Raw genomic sequence first — 16,014 nt, 5'->3', positions numbered from 1 at the left:
AGTCATTTTCCATTTTAAGCCTATGCCATAATTGGACCGCTTTTAACCCCACGGTTCATCAGGATCTATTGTGACGACCCCTTCTTTTCCCGACGCTGTTTTCAAAGCCTACGATATTCGTGGCACGGTACCCGAACAGATCAACCCCGACTTTGCCCACCACCTGGGCCTGGCGCTAGCCCAACAAGCCATTAAAGAAGGCGTTGATACGCTGGTTGTGGGATACGACGGCCGCTTGAGCAGCCCGGCGCTGTCGCAAGCATTACAAGGCGGCATTCAGGCCGGCGGCGTCAATACGCTGGACTTGGGCTGCGTACCTACGCCGCTGGTGTACTTTGCCGCGCACACCAAGAAAACAGGTTCGGGCGTTGCAATTACCGGCAGCCACAATCCGCCCAACTACAACGGCTTCAAGATGATGATGGCCGGCAAAACGTTGTATGGCGCGGGCGTGCAAGCCCTGAAAGCCGCCATGAACCACGGTGACCTGCCGGTCGCTGCAACACCCGGCAAGGGCGCACACTATGCACCCATTACCGACTACATCCAGCGCATTGTCGGCGACGTCAAACTGACACGGCCCATGAAGATCGCCATCGATTGCGGCAACGGTGTCGGCGGCGCCGTAGCGCCCGAGCTGTTCCGGGCGTTGGGTTGCAACGTTATCGAACTCTTTTGTGAGGTCGACGGCAACTTCCCTAATCACCACCCCGACCCGGCCGACCCGCACAATCTGCAAGACCTGATCCACACCGTAAAAACCACCGACTGCGAACTGGGCCTGGCCTTTGACGGCGACGCCGACCGACTAGGCGTAGTCACCAAGTCAGGGGAAATCATCTGGCCCGACCGCCAGCTCATTTTGTATGCGCAAGACGTGCTGCAGCGTGAGCCGGGCGCCACGATTATTTTCGACGTGAAGTGCAGCCGTCACGTTGCTCAGGCCATTCGGGCCGCTGGCGGCCAGCCCCTTATGTGGCAAACCGGTCACTCGATGATCAAGGCCAAGCTGGCGGAAACCGGCGCGCCACTAGCCGGCGAAATGAGCGGCCATACCTTCTTCAAAGAACGCTGGTTCGGCTTCGACGACGGGCTGTACACCGGCGCCCGGTTGCTGGAAATTGTGTCTCGCCAGGCGAACGCGTCCGCCCTGCTGGAAGCGTTGCCCCAAGGCGTGTCAACGCCCGAGCTGAAGATTGAAATGAATGAGGGCGAACCGCACGCGTTGATTGCACGGCTTCAAACCGAAGGCCGTTTTGCCACAGCTACCGAAATCAACACGATTGATGGCGTTCGCGCCGAATATAACGATGGCTTCGGGTTAGCCCGCGCCTCGAACACTACACCCGTTGTGGTGCTGCGCTTCGAGGGCGACAACGAACAAGCCCTCAAACGCATCCAGACTGAGTTCCGTGATGCGCTGCTGGCTCTGGCACCACACGCCCGCTTACCGTTTTAACAACGATTCATACAGTTGCAAGTGGGCCTGCTGGACGAGTCTGATGTCGAACACACGTTCGGCCAGTTGTCGGCCGGCCCGGCCCATTTGTTGACGTAGCTCGGGGTTTTCGGCCAGGCGTACCACCGCATCGGCCAGCGCCCGCGCATCGCGCGCAGGCACCAGCACACCGGTTTCGCCAGGCTCGATGGCATCGCGGCAACCCGGCACATCGGTAGTCACCACCGCACGGCCGCTGGCCGCCGCTTCAATCAGCGACTTGGGCAAGCCTTCGCGGTACGAGGGCAATACGGCGATATGCGCCGACTGATACAGCTCGGCAATATCGGTGCGCTCGCCCAGACACTCCACCACACCCTCTTGCTGCCAGGCTTTCAGCGTGTCTTCTGTGACGCTGGCCGGGTTGATGACGTCGGGGCTGCCCACCAATACCCAGCGCAGGCCCGACGGATGCCCTCGCGTCAGACGCGCTGCTTCGACGAATTCGTTGACGCCTTTGTCGTGCAGCAAACGCGACACCATAATCGCCACGGGCGCACCCCCGGGTTCCGGCAGTGCCGGAAACTCGTCCAGGTCAACACCCGACCCTCGGATCATGACCACCTGCCCGGGCCGCAAGGCCCCGGCCGACTGCAACATATCGCGGTCGCCGCTGTTCTGGAAAATGACCCGGCTGTGCGGATGGCCCAGCGCCAGACGGTACAACCGTGTTGCCGCCCAACGAATAAGATTGCGTTTAGGGTCGCCCCCGGTAAACACAAAGCCCAGCCCCGATACCGCACCGATAAACGCCGGTACTTTAGCCAGGCGCGCTGCTATGCCGCCATACAGCAAAGGCTTGATGGTGACCGCGTGCACGATGGCGGGGCGCTGCTGAACAAACAGGCGACGAAAGGCCAGCATGGTCAGAAACTCGCGAAACGGGTTACGGCCGCTACGCGACATGGGAATGACATGATGGCGAAAACCCAGCGCCTGAATTTGCGGCACGGTCGGGCCATCCATTGTGGCGACATGCACGTCAAAGCCGGCCTCACGTGCCGCCAAAGCCAGCGGCAGACGATGCGACAGGAAAAACGCGGGGTTATTGATCGCAAACATCAGGCGGCGACGCCCGGCCAGTTCGTGCCAGTGCGCACGGTACGCTTCCACCATCGCCGACAAACTGAAGAATCGGGCCACGCGCTCGCGCCCTTTTTGAAGCCGGGTCGCCATATCGGGCGTGCCCAATTGCGCCAATGCCTGGCTAAGCGCATCGGACAAGGCCTGGCTGTCTTGGGGCGGCGCGACCCAACCCAAGGTACTGACAATACGCGATGCATCGCCGACATCGGTCACTACATTGGCAACCCCTACGGCCATCGCCTCGGCCACCACGTTGGGAAACCCTTCGGCACAACTGGACAACACATGAATATCCAGCGCCTTCATGATGTCGGGCACGTCGTCGCGACGGCCCAGCAGCAGTACCCGGTCGCGCAGGCCGTGCTGCTCGACAAGCGACATGAGCTGCGCATTGTTTTCGTCGACCTGGTGGCCGACCAAGACCAGTTTCAGTTTGGGGTGGGCTTGTGCGCTGCGCGCCACGGCAGCCAACAAATTGGCATGATCTTTCAGCGGGTTCCAGCGCGCTACACACCCCACCAAAGGTGTATCGAGCGACACATGAAGCTGCGACCGCATGCGCAAACGCACCTCAGGATCGGGCTTCCAGCGCGACAAGTCGTAACCATTGGGGATGACGCGAAAAAGATTGGCCCGATACCCCCACGACTTATGCCGGTGGGCGGCGTTGTCGGCGCAGGCCACAATAGCTGCTGGAATCATCCCCGAAGTGCGGGCGCACAGCCATGCAATGGCACGACTGACACGACTGGCCTTGTGCAGGTTGGCCCCCGAATTACGAATGCCCCAGGAAACAGCCCGAATACCGGCAAGGCGGGCAACCACGCCACCGACCAGATCCGCATGGTACATCCAGGTTTGTACGACATCGGGTGACAGCTGGCGCAACAGGCGATACATCTCGCGCAGGCCGGCAAAAGTCAGCCGGCCCGAGGGCATGCCTAGCGTCAACACATTGACACCGGCCTCGCGCAATCGCGGGCCGAACACGCCGTCGTCCGTCATGGAAATGACGGTGTGGCGGTCTTTTTGGTCGGACGCCGTCAGCAAGCGGTGCAATACGGTTTCGGCGCCGCCATGCCCAAGCCCGGAGATGATATGAACGATATGCAAAACGGTCGTATCAGTCATTGTGCTTTGTAACCCTGGAAAGAACCCCGCCCCATTGCTTGACCACAGCAGGCAGGCTGAATCGGGCCCGCACCGACTGCGCCGCCACTTTACCCAGCTTTTGCCGTTGGGCGGCATCGCCCAACAAGGTGCGCAAACCCGCGACAAACTTGTCTTCGTCGCCTAACGCCACCAACACAGCATGTTGACCGTCTTCGGTCAGTTCACGTGGACCACTGGGGCAGTCGTACACAACAGCGGGCAGCCCAAGGGCCATCGCCTCGAGCAATACATTGGGAAACCCCTCTACAGAGGACGTCATGACAAACGCACTGGCCTTTTGCAGCTCAATCCACGGCGACGTCGTGCGCCCCGGCATATGCACCCTACCCGATAGCTCCATTTGCTGAACCTTTAATTCGAGCCCTTCACGCATGGGGCCGTCGCCAAAAATATAAAGATCCCACTGCGGGAAATCGGTGTGAATGCGCGAAAACATATCAATCAAACGGTCGAATTGCTTGTTGGGCATAAACCGACCCATGGCGACAAGACGGAAACGACCGCTGTCATCGGGCATAAGCGACGAAAGCGCCATGCCGTCGAGTTCCGGCGGCATCGGATTGGGCAGTACGTCGAGACTGGGCATGTGCGGCACCATCTGCGCAAAAGCGCTGGCCGTTGCCTGGGTTTGAACGCAAACCGCCGCTGCGCGTCGGTACAGCCATCGGCGCAACATCGACAATACAGGCCCGCTACTGTCGCTGAATGCCGGATTGGTACGCTCGCATACCACGACAGGCACAGTCAGCCCCCAAGTGGCCAATAACGTCATGACGTTGACATTGGTCAGGAAGGAAACAACAACATCAGGCTGCTCGTCGGACACAAACCGGCGCATCTGGCATAACTTTAAAAACGGCGAACGCCACGAACGAGCGCCGGCACCTAATCGATCAGCCAACCATTCAACCCGCACATTTGATGCCAGCGGATAAAAACTATGTCCCTTGACGGGGTAGGTCGGCATGAGCAGCACGTGATGACCCTGCGACGCCCAGGCGTTGCACAGCGTTGCCGCAACACGTTCGGCACCGCCTGCATTCATCGAGCTGACCAGGAGCGCGATTTTCATGCCGAGAGGCCTTCGTTCGATTGCGCGTCAAGCCAGGCCTGCGTCATTAACACCCCCCATAAATGGGCGCTCCAATCATGATGCCCCGCTAAATGCGACTGCCATTTTTTCGTGACAGGCTCGGCATTGAAAACACCATGGCGCGCCAGGTGCGCTGGGTCGAGCAAACTTTGCGCCCAGTCTTTTAATGGACCGCGCAGCCACTGCCCGACAGGTACGCCAAACCCCTTCTTGGGCCGGTCAATGAGCACTTCGGGCACATGGCGATAAAGCACTTGCCGCAACAACCATTTGCCCTGCCCATCGCGAAACTTGTATTGCGGCGTCAGACGCTGCGAAAACGCATACACGCGGTGGTCCAGTAAAGGGACGCGCGTTTCCAGGCTGGCGGCCATTGCCGCCCGGTCGACCTTGACGAGAATGTCGTCAGGCAGATAGGTCTGGGTATCGAGCAGCATCATGTGGTCTGCGAACGGCAAGCCACTGGGCTGGTCAAACACTGTGGGCGCCAGACGACCGCCGTTGATCACCGCGGAAGGGTCTTCCCAATACGACACAAACTGGCGGTAAAACGGCCCCGAGCCCTCGGCGTGCATCAGACGACCGAATTTATCGAGCTGCCCGGCGCTGTTTCCGGGCAGCGCCCGGCCCAGCGTTTGCGCCAGCGACCCAAAAGGCTTGCGCATCAGACCCGGCATACTGCTGCGCTTGTCCCACCAGCGCTGCGCGCGCTGATAACGCGAATAACCGCCAAACAGCTCGTCGCCACCGTCGCCCGACAAGGCCACAGTGACGTGCTGGCTGGCCATTTGCATCAGCAACACTGTGGGGATCTGGGAAGAGTCGGCAAAAGGCTCGTCGTAAATGTCGGGCAAACGCGGCACGACATCAAGAGCATCTTGCGCCGAAACGTACAGTTCGGTGTGCCGTGTTCCCAGATGCGCGGCCACTTCACGCGCGTATTCGGCTTCGTTAAAGGCGGGCTCTTCGAAACCAATGGCATAGGTATTGACGGCGTTGGCGCTCAGCGCCTGCATCAAGGCCACAACCAGCGACGAATCGACTCCGCCGGACAAGAACGCCCCCAAAGGCACGTCGGCCATCATTTGGCCACGAATCGCCGTCGTCAATACCTCTTCAAGCGCGTCGACGGCATCTTCTTCGCGGGAAAAGCTCAAGGCCTGCGCTTTGCCCTCTTCGGCCACCTGGCGCGCAGACCAATAGGCCGAGGAAGGCGGCAGACTACGCTGACGGCAATCTTCGGCGGTAAGGGTAATGTAGTGGCCAGGCGGCAGCTTTTTGATGTCTTCGTAAACGCTAAACGGCGCCGGAATATAGTTGTGACGCATCATCAGCGTCAGTGCGGTTTTGTCGGGCGCGGTATTGAAACCCGGCATGCCACGCAGCGCTTTGAGCTCTGACGCGAAAACCAGCGCTTCGCCGGCATGGCCCCAATACAGCGGCTTTTCGCCCATCCGGTCGCGCGCCAAAGACAGCGTACGGGCGTCGCGATCCCAGACCGCAAAGGCAAACATACCCACCAGCGACTGCAACGTGGTTTCGAGGCCCCAGGCGGCAATGGCCGCCAGCAAGGTTTCGGTGTCGGAGTGGCCACGCCAGTCGGGTGCACGGCTTTGCACCTGCAGCAGCTCGCGCAAGGCCAAATGGTTATAGATTTCGCCATTAAGCACAACCACATAACGACCGCATGCCGACACCATGGGCTGGTGACCGGCTTCGGACAAGTCGATAATGGCCAGCCGCACATGGCCCAGGCCAATATTGGCGTCGGCGTCTTCCCAATAGCCCTGGCTGTCCGGCCCGCGATGCTTCATGACTTTGCGGCTGTTAGCCAGAACATTCTGCCGGTCGTTCAGTGGGCCCCAGGCCCCAACAATTCCACACATAGCTACCCTTTATTCAGGCTGTTTTACCCGGATCGGCGGCGTCGACGAATACCTGCCGCCACAGCGCCATGACCCGGGCCGACGAAAAGCGGTCGCGCACATCGATGGCGCGCCTGGCCATGGCCTCGCGCTTTTGCGGGCGGGCCATGAGGTCGGACAAATGGGCCGCCAAGGCGTCGACGTCTTCAGACGGGCTGACCAAGACGCCGTCGATGCCATGACGGACGATTTCACGCGGGCCTGTTTCGCAATCGAAGGCCACTGCCGCCAGCCCGCTGGCCATGGCCTCAAGCAAGGTATTCGACAGCCCTTCGACCCTCGAACTAAGCACGTAAAGATCAGACTGCTCGTACCATTGACCGACATTACCGACACGACCCGGCATCGTGACCCGATCGGCCAGGCCAAGCGCCTCGATTTGCGCTTGCAGGGTTTCGCGTTCAGGCCCCTCGCCCAACAGGGTCAAGTCCCAATCGGGCAAATACTTTGCGATGGCGGCGAACGCAGTTAATAGAAGATCGAATCCTTTATGCGGATGCAGGCGGCCAACCGCCAGCAAACGCTTGCGACCATGCCGCTCGGGCGGCTCGACGCACGGGTCAGTCGCGTCAAGTGGCCAGCGTACTGCATTGGGGATGACGCAAACCTTCGAGCCCGGCACATGTTGTGACAACCATTGCGCCGTACCCGACGTAAGCGCCACCACCCTTGCCGCGCGCGGATAAGCCCAACGACGCATGCGCAGCCAGAATGTCGAAAGCTCTTGCGATGGCGGGTGCGTGTGCTCGGTAGCAATGACGCGACACGGCAACCCGCGCGCGGCGGCCACGGCCAGAACCGATGAAGTGGTCATCATGCCCAGGACGAGCGTGGGCCGCACACGCCGGATGACGCGGCGCAACTTGAACACGCGACGGATGTTGGCCAACAAGGCACTGACCTGCCCACGGCTGGCCCCGGCTGTACCCAGCACAATGCGGGCTATGCCCGCTTGCAACGGATAGGCGTCGGACGAAGCATCGGCCTGAGTGACCACAGTAACCTGGTAGCCCTGCCTGTACCAGTAGGCGCCCAGGTCGGCGGTGACGCGCTCGGCCCCACCCCCGCTCAGGGAGTGGATCACAATCATCAAATGCGGCGCAGACTTCTTTTTAGACACAACACAACCCAAAAACATATTGAAAACTATACGGTTGCAGGCCGATACCGCAAGGCGGCAACCGCATAGCACACATACGACGAGGCATACATGAAGGCGGTTGCCAGCATGATGCCCTGGGCGCCGTACACGGGCGCCAGCACAGCGTTCATGGCTGCTTTTACGGCAAAATTTGCCACGGCAATGGCGGCCATAAGCCGATAGCGGTTCTGACTGGCCAGCAACTGCACCAAAATGAGCACCCCGAAATAGAAGGGCAACTGCAACAGCCCCCATCGCAATACTTCGGTAACACGCTGCGTATCGTCGGCGGTAAACGCACCACGCTCAAACAACAACGCAACCCCGTATGGCGACAGCCACCACCCGGCCAACGTGGCAGCCGCCCCAGCAGCCAGCATGGCGACTGACCACTTCAGGGCAACGCGCCTGCCGTAGACCGCATCACCCCGACTATGAATATCGGCCAGCACCGGCAACGCAGCCCGACCGACCGACGCTGCCCCCACACCCAGCACCAGCGCCAACAGCCGTGTCGCATAACCTAATGTAGCGTTGGTGTTGTCGCCCAACGAAGCAGCCGTGTATTGGTCGATGGGGCCGACAAAACTCATGGCCACTTGACCAACAAGCATGACCCCTGCAGCCTTGACCAGTTCGGGCCAATGAGACGACCCGAACCCGAACTGCGGCAATGCCAATGTTTTATCGGCCCGCCCCGCCAGCCACAGCAACAGCACCGACTGCAAAAAATAACCAACCAACGTACCCCACAGCAGCGGCCCGACATTGTCAACGACCCCGGCCAGCAAGACCCAGATCAGGATAACAACCGCCGGCACGCTATCAAGCAAGGTGTTCAGGTGCCGCTCGTGGGCACGCAAACGCGCCGCACTAATCCCTGCAACCAAGGTCAGCAGCGCTGCCGGCGCAAATGCCCAGGTCAGTTGCAGGCTCATGGCACGGGTTTGCGGGCTTAACCCCTGCCCGGCAAAATCAAGCACCCACGGCCATGCGGTGTATATCAACACGGCCAGCACTGTACCCAGCGCAATCGACCAGGCTTGAAGCTCGGACAAAAACTGGTTGCGGGCCTGGTCGGGCTCGCGTCGGGTACGCACCAACACGGGTATCAGTACAACCGACAGCACCCCCACCAGCGTAACCGGCAGCCAACTGGCCAGTGTCAGCGTGAACTGATAGGCGTCGACGGCATCGGACACACCGTAGCGGTACGCCACGGCCATTTCTTTGGCCGCCCCTGCAAACTTGCCCAGCAACAAGAACAGGGCGACCCGCAGTGCTGCTTTGGCGATGCGCTGGTGATCGTCACCCAGCCGGGCAAGTTTTCGGGACAGGAAGCTCAAGTCAACCCAGAAACTGAACGTACCAGGGCATCGCCTTTTTCAGGCCGTTGACGATATCGTAGGCCGGGGCGTAACCCAGTAGCCGTTGGGCCTTGCCAATGTCGGCTTGCGAATGACGGACGTCGCCGGCGCGAAAATTGCCATATACCGGCGACTTGGCGTACTGAATGCCATTCTCGGACAAGGTATTGGCCAAATAGCCAAACAATTGATTCAGGCTGGTGCGCGCATTGAAGGCCACGTTATAAACCTGGTTGACGGCGTCGCCGGTAGCCGTGGCTGACAAAATATTGGCCTGGATGACGTTCTCGATGAAGCAGAAGTCGCGGCTGGTTTCGCCGTCGCCATTGATGGTGACATCTTGGTTTTTGATCATGGCGGCCACCCATTTGGGGATGACTGCAGCATAGGCGCCATTGGGGTCTTGCCGACGGCCAAATACGTTGAAGTACCGCAGGCCAATGGTATTGAACCCGTACGAACGCGCGAATACGTCGGCGTAAAGTTCGTTGACGTACTTGGTGACGGCATACGGCGACAACGGGCGACCGATACGGTCTTCGACCTTGGGAAGCGCTTCGTGATCGCCATAGGTAGAGCTGGATGCCGCATAAACAAACGACTTGACCTGCGCATCGCGCGCCGCAACAAGCATGTTCAAAAAGCCGGAAACATTCACTTCGTTGCTGGTGATGGGGTCATTAAGCGAACGGGGTACCGACCCCAGTGCCGCCTGATGCAAAACGTAGTCTGCGCCCTGCACGGCCTGATGGCAGGCATCAAGATTACGGATATCGCCTTCGATGAAACTAAATCGCACCCAGGCCTCGGGCCCCACATTTTGTTTGACCTCGTCGAGGTTGCGCTGATGGCCCGTAGCAAAATTGTCGAGCCCGACAACGGTTTGGCCGTGTTCAAGCAAGGTTTCGACAAGGTTGGAGCCGATAAAGCCGGCGCACCCGGTGACCAGCCAGCGTTTAGGCTGGGCGCGCAGGTTTTCAAGAACTTCTGAATAACGTGTCGTCATGCCTGCCCCTTACAGACGCAAATCGGCTTCGTCGGCCGACAACACATACTTCAGGTCGTACAGCACATGATCGGGCTTACCCAAGGCACGAATTGCCTGAGCACCCATGTCGACAAACTGATGGTGGGCAACCGCCAGGATGACGGCGTCGTACTTGCCATTGACGGCCGAGGGCACCGGTGTAATGCCGTACTCGTGCACGGCCTCTTCGGCCGACACCCAGGGGTCGTAAACATCGACTTCGATGTTGTATTCGCCCAGTTCGCGAACAATATCGACCACGCGGGTATTGCGCAGGTCGGGGCAGTTCTCTTTAAACGTAAGCCCCATGACCAGCACGCGCGAACCTTGCACCTGAATACGTTTTTTGGTCATGGCCTTGACCAGCTGCGACACAACGTAGCTGCCCATGGCGTCGTTGAGACGCCGGCCTGCCAAAATGATTTCGGGGTGATAGCCAATAGCCTGGGCTTTGTGCGTAAGGTAGTAAGGGTCAACGCCAATGCAGTGCCCGCCCACCAAACCGGGGCGGAACGGCAGAAAGTTCCACTTGGTGCCGGCCGCCTCGAGCACGGCCTGGGTGTCAATACCCATTTTGTTGAAAATCAGGGCCAGTTCGTTGATAAGCGCGATATTGACGTCGCGCTGGGTGTTCTCGATAACTTTGGCGGCCTCGGCGACGCGGATGGACGGCGCTTTGTGCGTACCGGCCACGATGATTTCACCATAGAGGGCATCGACCAGGTCAGCCACTTCGGGGGTCGAGCCGGATGTCACCTTTTTGATGGTGGACACGCGGTGCTGCTTGTCGCCCGGATTGATACGCTCGGGACTGTAACCCGCGTAAAAATCGACGTTGAATTTCAAACCCGAAACCCGCTCGAGCACAGGCACGCAGTCTTCTTCGGTGGCCCCCGGGTAAACCGTAGACTCGTAAATAACAATATCGCCGCGCTTGAGCACTTTACCAATGGTTTCGCTGGCACGAATCAGCGGTGTCAGGTCGGGTTGCTTGTAGTCGTCGATGGGCGTGGGCACCGTCACAATAAAGACATTGGCCTGACCCAGCTGGGATGCTTCGTGACTGAATACCAATCCACTGGCTTCGGCAAGTTCGGACTCTTCAACTTCGAGCGTGTGATCTTTACCCGTTTTCAGTTCGGCAATACGCCGCGCATTGATATCAAAGCCAATAACAGAACGTTTTTTACCGAATTCGACGGCCAGAGGCAGGCCCACATAGCCCAGGCCAACCACAGCAAGTTTTACGTCTTGAAGTTGCAAAATTGATCTCCAGAAAATTATTTAGTGTGACGACCGATAGACGGCAACAGTAACCAAGAGGGGCGACGCCAAGACACCAGGCGCGAGTAAATCCAGATGTACACCGACGCAAACACAACAAGGCTGATGCACAGGATCAAGGTGTTGTCCCACCAGATAGTGGCCGGCACCAGACCGATAAGGGTGAGCACCCACAAGTAAGGCGATGTCATGGCATTGCACAATGCCGGTACCGCATGACGGCCGTCGCGGCTGAACGTAACGCGTACCAGCCGGCGGAACACCAGCTGGTGCAAATGCAAGGCATCGGGTTGGTCGATAGGTGTGCCGCGCTTGAAGCGACGACGCCAGATTGAGAAGAGGGTTTCGAATACCGGGTAAAACAAAACGGCCAGGGCATAAAACGGCGAAACCCCGGGGTTGCGAACCACTAACTGAACCGCGAGTTCGGCCAGCATGAACCCCAGAAAATACGCCCCGCCGTCGCCCAGAAACACCCGTCCGAAGGGGAAGTTCCAGACGAGGAAACCCAGCGTGGCAGACGCCAGCGCTGCAGCAATAAGAAAGATGGGAATATCTTGGACTTGCAGCGCCACCAGACCGATGGATATGGCCATGAGCGTTGCCACCATACCGGCCAGACCGTTCATGCCGTCGACAATATTAAGCGCGTGCGTACAGCCGCCCACCGCAACCATGGTGAACAACAGCGAAACGGGCCAGTACGCCAGCAACCAGTCGACGCTGGAAAAGCCCACGCGAGAAACTCCGCCGATGAGCCACCAGGCAATAGCAGCGGAAAGAAAGGCCGCCAGCAAACGCTTGCTGGCGCCGATGTCTTTGGTGATGTCTTCGAGGAGGCCCGCGACGAAAACGGGCATGGCCGCAATAAACAGTACCGGCCACAGCCAGGTAAGCGTCATGTTGCTGGGGCCCAATACCAGCAACCCCGCCAAACTACCTGCAACAACGGCAAGCCCACCCACACGCGGCGTGGCGCGCGAATGCGAAGCCTGGGGCTTGTTCAGGTCGGAATCCCCCGTAAGCTTGCCGTGCCAGCGCTCGGACGCCACGATAAGACCGCCCACCATAAAGGCGACGATACAAATGTAGAGCCACGTCAGGGTGTCCCAAGTTTGAGGTGTGTTCACAAATTACCTACAACGCAATACAGATAAACGCTAATTATGCAGTGGATCTGTAACAATGGTGCCACTTGCATGCAATAAGATGCTACTGAAAATTGTTACTGTATTTAAATATGGAACACCTGGGCAAAAAAAAGCCCGAGATCGAGAGATCTCGGGCTAAATCCACCAAAGGAGGAGGGTGGAGGAGACAACCTGGGCATGTCGGGCTACGAAGGTAGTTACCTGAGCCACACTGCGCTAAAACTAGGGTTAACCCCCTTGCGCTGCGTTTCGACATCCGATAGAAGCATTGTATTTAAACTTTTGTTGCGTTGCAAGAAAAATTTTATTTCCCTGCTTTTTTACAACAACCGCGTTAACTTGCAACGGCCTGTTCAAATACGTTTAAGCTTCAAACATTAGGCAAATTGTAGACTAGGGCAAACCCTAGGTCAATAGCTTTTTTGCAGCTTTTTGTTTTGTTACAAAAAAGGCATGCGCGCGCCACACACTACACCCGATAAGCCGTGGTGGTCATGATTTTGGCCATGAGTTTCATGCCCGCTTTAAGGGGGGCCGGCAACGGCAGCGCGCCGTGTTTTTCGGCCGTTTGACGATGGCTGATTTCGTCGTCACGCATCTGCTCGACAATTTTGCGCGAACGCACATCGTTGTCGGGCAACATCGACAAATGGCTTTCAAGGTGGTGCTCGACCTGGGTTTCGGTTTCGGCCATGAAACCCAGATTGCGGCCAATGCCGGCACGCCCGGCCACCACCCCCAATGCAAAAGAACCGGCGTACCATAGCGGGTTCAGGTAGCTGGGCCGGCTATGAAGCTCTTTAAGACGATCCGCGCACCAGGCCAGGTGATCAACCTCTTCGCCGGCCGCGTCGTAAAGCATCTTGCGCGTTGCTGCATCGGGACAAAAAAGCGCCTGCCCGCGGTACAACGCCTGCGCGCACACCTCACCCACATGATTGACTCGCATCAGGCCCGCCGCATGGTGTTGTTCGGTTTCGGATAGCGCACGATCTGCGGCGGTGGGCCGCCCGGCGGGATTGGGCCGCGAGGCATGGGCGGCGCCCGCCAACACCTCAAGCGCCCGCCCGGCTTCGGCCAGACATTGGTCAACCGGGCTGAACTGGCGTTGCATGGGTTTAACAGCAGTCATACGAGCATCCTTTAAATACAGCATGGCGGCCTGGGGCGATGTGAACACCCTGCCGGCTGGTATCCCTGAATTCTACAAAATACCCGACCTGTGCGGGGCCACGTTAGCCGGCGTTGTAAACGGGACACGGGTCAATCCGGCAGGCTATTGCCCTGCCCCGTAGGCGGCCGCAACATATTGACGCGCCAGCCAGCCAGTATCTCTGTGCGTCGGCCTACGCGCGTACCGGCGTAGTGACGATGATATGGATTAATATTGAAGCTTTTCTTCGATGCTGGATTTTTGCCATGGAATGCACAATTGACTGGGGTGGCCCCGAAGGCATGCTTTTTGTTGCCCGTACGGGTAGCGGACACGTAACCGCCATGGACGGTGCCCCCGAAGGCGGCGGCAACAACCTGGCCCCGCGCCCTATGGAAATGATGCTGACCGGCGCCGGCGGCTGCGCCGCGTACGACGTAGTGCTTATATTAAAGCGCGGCCGGCACGCCGTAAGCGGCTGTCAGGTCAAACTTACGGCCGAGCGCGCCGACACCGACCCGAAAGTATTCACACGCATCAATTTTGCCTTTACGGTCACGGGCGCCAACCTGCCCGACGCCGCCGTCGAGCGCGCCGTAAAGCTTTCACACGAAAAGTACTGTTCGGCCACGGCCATGCTGGCCAAAACGGCCGAAATTACGCACACCATTACCGTCGTCAATACCTGAGCCCCCAATGAACCAGTACGAAACCTTCATGCGCCACGTGTACACCCACGGGGTACAAAAAACCGACCGCACCGGCACCGGCACCCGATCGGTATTCGGCTACCAGATGCGTTTCAACCTGGCCGAAGGTTTCCCGTTGGTCACCACCAAAAAACTGCACACCAAAAGCATTTTTATCGAACTGCTGTGGTTTTTGCAGGGCGGGCGCAACGTAAACTGGCTGAAAGAGCACGGCGTTAGTATTTGGGACGAATGGGCGCGCGAAGACGGCGACCTTGGCCCGGTATACGGCGTGCAATGGCGGTCTTGGCCTACCCCCGATGGCGGCCATATTGACCAGATCAGCCAGGTGGTTGATCAAATAAAAAGCAACCCCGATTCTCGCCGGCTGATTGTGTCGGCCTGGAACGTCAGCGACATCCCCAACATGGCGCTGCCGCCGTGTCACGCCTTCTTCCAGTTTTACGTGGCCGATGGCAAGCTGTCATGCCAGCTGTACCAGCGCAGCGCCGATATTTTTTTAGGTGTGCCCTTTAATATTGCCAGCTACGCCCTGCTAACCCATATGGTGGCACAGCAATGCAACCTTGATGTCGGCGATTTTGTCTGGACAGGCGGCGACTGCCACCTGTACAGCAACCACTTCGAGCAAGTCGAGACACAGCTTGCGCGCGACCCGTATCCGTACCCCAAGCTAAACATCAAGCGCCACCCGGCCACCTTGTTTGACTATGCCTACGAAGACTTCGAAGTACTGGACTACCAGAGCCACCCGCATATCAAGGCGCCGGTTGCCGTGTAACGGCAAGCTTGCACACCCCTTATGACACTGGCCCACATACCCCAATCGCCTCGTATCAAGTGCGTTGTTGCGTATTCGCGCAACCGCGTTATTGGCAAAGACAACGCCCTGCCCTGGCACTTGCCGGCCGACCTGCAACACTTTAAAAAGAATACGCTGGGCCAGCCCATTATTATGGGACGCAAAACCTGGCAATCGTTAGGAAGGCCGCTGCCCAAGCGACGTAATATTGTCATCAGCCGCGACCCCGCCTTTGCGGCACCAGGCGCCGAAGTATTCACCGGGCTGGATTTGGCGTTGGCCGCCTGCAGCCACGAAACCGAAATTTGCATTATTGGCGGCGCACAAATATTTACCGACGCCCTGCCCTACATCGACGAAATTATTGCCACAGAAGTACATGCCGAGATCGCGGGCGATGTTTTCTTTCCGGAACTGCCTGCGGGGCAATGGCAAGAAACCGAGCGGTTACCCCAGCCCCCCGAGAACGGCTACACGTACGATTTTGTGACCTATAAACGGGTAGACCTGGCCCCGTAGTGCTTGCCGGCGGGCCGTCTTGGTGCGCCAAGACACCAAGGCTGCCGGGGCCGGAAGTCATTAAACCGCCAAAGCGCGTTACTGC

13 protein-coding genes are annotated in these 16,014 nt (G+C 58.7%); 4 read left to right on the top strand and 9 right to left on the bottom strand.

The window, feature by feature from the left end; translation table 11 throughout:
- Positions 1–67: 67 nt before the first annotated feature.
- Positions 68–1,459: a phosphohexomutase domain-containing protein gene (locus tag GTU67_RS13640; RefSeq protein ID WP_185780624.1), complete on the top strand. Its 1,392-nt coding sequence runs from the start codon at positions 68–70 to the stop codon at positions 1,457–1,459.
- On the opposite strand, the gene GTU67_RS13635 is transcribed toward GTU67_RS13640, so the two are convergent.
- The 9 genes from GTU67_RS13635 to coq7 all read right to left on the bottom strand — a co-directional run bounded on the left by GTU67_RS13635 (position 1,448) and on the right by coq7 (position 13,877).
- A complete protein-coding gene (locus GTU67_RS13635) occupies positions 1,448–3,715 on the bottom strand; it encodes a glycosyltransferase (protein WP_185780606.1) in 2,268 nt (755 codons plus the stop codon). The two genes, GTU67_RS13640 and GTU67_RS13635, sit on opposite strands and share 12 nt — an antisense overlap.
- On the bottom strand, positions 3,708–4,829 hold the full coding sequence (locus tag GTU67_RS13630) for a glycosyltransferase family 4 protein (protein ID WP_185780605.1): 1,122 nt from the start codon (positions 4,827–4,829) through the stop codon (positions 3,708–3,710). Before GTU67_RS13630 ends, GTU67_RS13635 begins: the two co-directional genes overlap by 8 nt.
- A complete protein-coding gene (gene asnB, locus GTU67_RS13625) occupies positions 4,826–6,736 on the bottom strand; it encodes an asparagine synthase (glutamine-hydrolyzing) (protein WP_185780604.1) in 1,911 nt (636 codons plus the stop codon). Before asnB ends, GTU67_RS13630 begins: the two co-directional genes overlap by 4 nt.
- A gap of 13 nt (positions 6,737–6,749) precedes the next feature.
- Positions 6,750–7,865 carry a glycosyltransferase family 4 protein gene (locus GTU67_RS13620; RefSeq protein ID WP_185780623.1) on the bottom strand — a complete coding sequence of 372 codons (1,116 nt, stop codon included), beginning with the start codon at positions 7,863–7,865 and terminating at the stop codon, positions 6,750–6,752.
- A 56-nt stretch (positions 7,866–7,921) separates the two neighbouring features.
- Complete coding sequence (murJ, locus tag GTU67_RS13615) at positions 7,922–9,262, bottom strand: murein biosynthesis integral membrane protein MurJ (RefSeq protein WP_249417723.1); 1,341 nt, start codon at positions 9,260–9,262, stop codon at positions 7,922–7,924.
- A 1-nt stretch (position 9,263) separates the two neighbouring features.
- Entirely contained in the window at positions 9,264–10,289 is a 1,026-nt protein-coding gene (locus tag GTU67_RS13610; RefSeq protein ID WP_185780603.1) for an SDR family oxidoreductase, read from the bottom strand.
- A 9-nt stretch (positions 10,290–10,298) separates the two neighbouring features.
- A complete protein-coding gene (gene tviB / locus GTU67_RS13605) occupies positions 10,299–11,573 on the bottom strand; it encodes a Vi polysaccharide biosynthesis UDP-N-acetylglucosamine C-6 dehydrogenase TviB (protein ID WP_221893381.1) in 1,275 nt (424 codons plus the stop codon).
- A gap of 17 nt (positions 11,574–11,590) precedes the next feature.
- Positions 11,591–12,697, bottom strand: a complete 1,107-nt coding sequence (locus GTU67_RS13600; protein WP_185780620.1) for an MraY family glycosyltransferase — start codon at positions 12,695–12,697, stop codon at positions 11,591–11,593.
- 517 nt (positions 12,698–13,214) lie between these two features.
- Positions 13,215–13,877, bottom strand: coding sequence for a 2-polyprenyl-3-methyl-6-methoxy-1,4-benzoquinone monooxygenase (gene coq7 / locus GTU67_RS13595; RefSeq protein WP_185780602.1), 663 nt, complete (start codon positions 13,875–13,877; stop codon positions 13,215–13,217).
- A 287-nt stretch (positions 13,878–14,164) separates the two neighbouring features.
- On the opposite strand from coq7, the gene GTU67_RS13590 reads away from it, so the two are divergent.
- Genes GTU67_RS13590 through GTU67_RS13580 form a run of 3 tightly spaced genes read left to right on the top strand, consistent with a single transcriptional unit; the run spans position 14,165 to position 15,929 of the window.
- Positions 14,165–14,587, top strand: coding sequence for an OsmC family protein (locus GTU67_RS13590; protein ID WP_185780601.1), 423 nt, complete (start codon positions 14,165–14,167; stop codon positions 14,585–14,587).
- Between the two features lie 7 nt (positions 14,588–14,594).
- Positions 14,595–15,389, top strand: coding sequence for a thymidylate synthase (locus GTU67_RS13585; RefSeq protein ID WP_185780600.1), 795 nt, complete (start codon positions 14,595–14,597; stop codon positions 15,387–15,389).
- Between the two features lie 21 nt (positions 15,390–15,410).
- Complete coding sequence (locus GTU67_RS13580) at positions 15,411–15,929, top strand: dihydrofolate reductase (RefSeq protein ID WP_185780599.1); 519 nt, start codon at positions 15,411–15,413, stop codon at positions 15,927–15,929.
- Positions 15,930–16,014 lie beyond the last annotated feature (85 nt).

Source organism: Pusillimonas minor, from assembly GCF_014237865.1.
GTDB lineage: Bacteria > Pseudomonadota > Gammaproteobacteria > Burkholderiales > Burkholderiaceae_B > Neopusillimonas > Neopusillimonas minor.
The sequence above is the reverse complement of the archived record's forward strand: the minus strand, read 5'-3'. Positions and strand labels throughout refer to the sequence as shown.

What these genes read in the sequence shown, in the direction of transcription:
- GTU67_RS13635 (WP_185780606.1), bottom strand. Translation starts at nt 3,715, where the DNA reads ATGACTGATACGACCGTTTTGCATATCGTTCATATCATCTCCGGGCTT.
- GTU67_RS13630 (WP_185780605.1), bottom strand. Translation starts at nt 4,829, where the DNA reads ATGAAAATCGCGCTCCTGGTCAGCTCGATGAATGCAGGCGGTGCCGAA.
- asnB (WP_185780604.1), bottom strand. Translation starts at nt 6,736, where the DNA reads ATGTGTGGAATTGTTGGGGCCTGGGGCCCACTGAACGACCGGCAGAAT.
- GTU67_RS13620 (WP_185780623.1), bottom strand. Translation starts at nt 7,865, where the DNA reads ATGATTGTGATCCACTCCCTGAGCGGGGGTGGGGCCGAGCGCGTCACC.
- GTU67_RS13610 (WP_185780603.1), bottom strand. Translation starts at nt 10,289, where the DNA reads ATGACGACACGTTATTCAGAAGTTCTTGAAAACCTGCGCGCCCAGCCT.
- coq7 (WP_185780602.1), bottom strand. Translation starts at nt 13,877, where the DNA reads ATGACTGCTGTTAAACCCATGCAACGCCAGTTCAGCCCGGTTGACCAA.
- GTU67_RS13590 (WP_185780601.1), top strand. Translation starts at nt 14,165, where the DNA reads ATGGAATGCACAATTGACTGGGGTGGCCCCGAAGGCATGCTTTTTGTT.
- GTU67_RS13585 (WP_185780600.1), top strand. Translation starts at nt 14,595, where the DNA reads ATGAACCAGTACGAAACCTTCATGCGCCACGTGTACACCCACGGGGTA.
- GTU67_RS13580 (WP_185780599.1), top strand. Translation starts at nt 15,411, where the DNA reads ATGACACTGGCCCACATACCCCAATCGCCTCGTATCAAGTGCGTTGTT.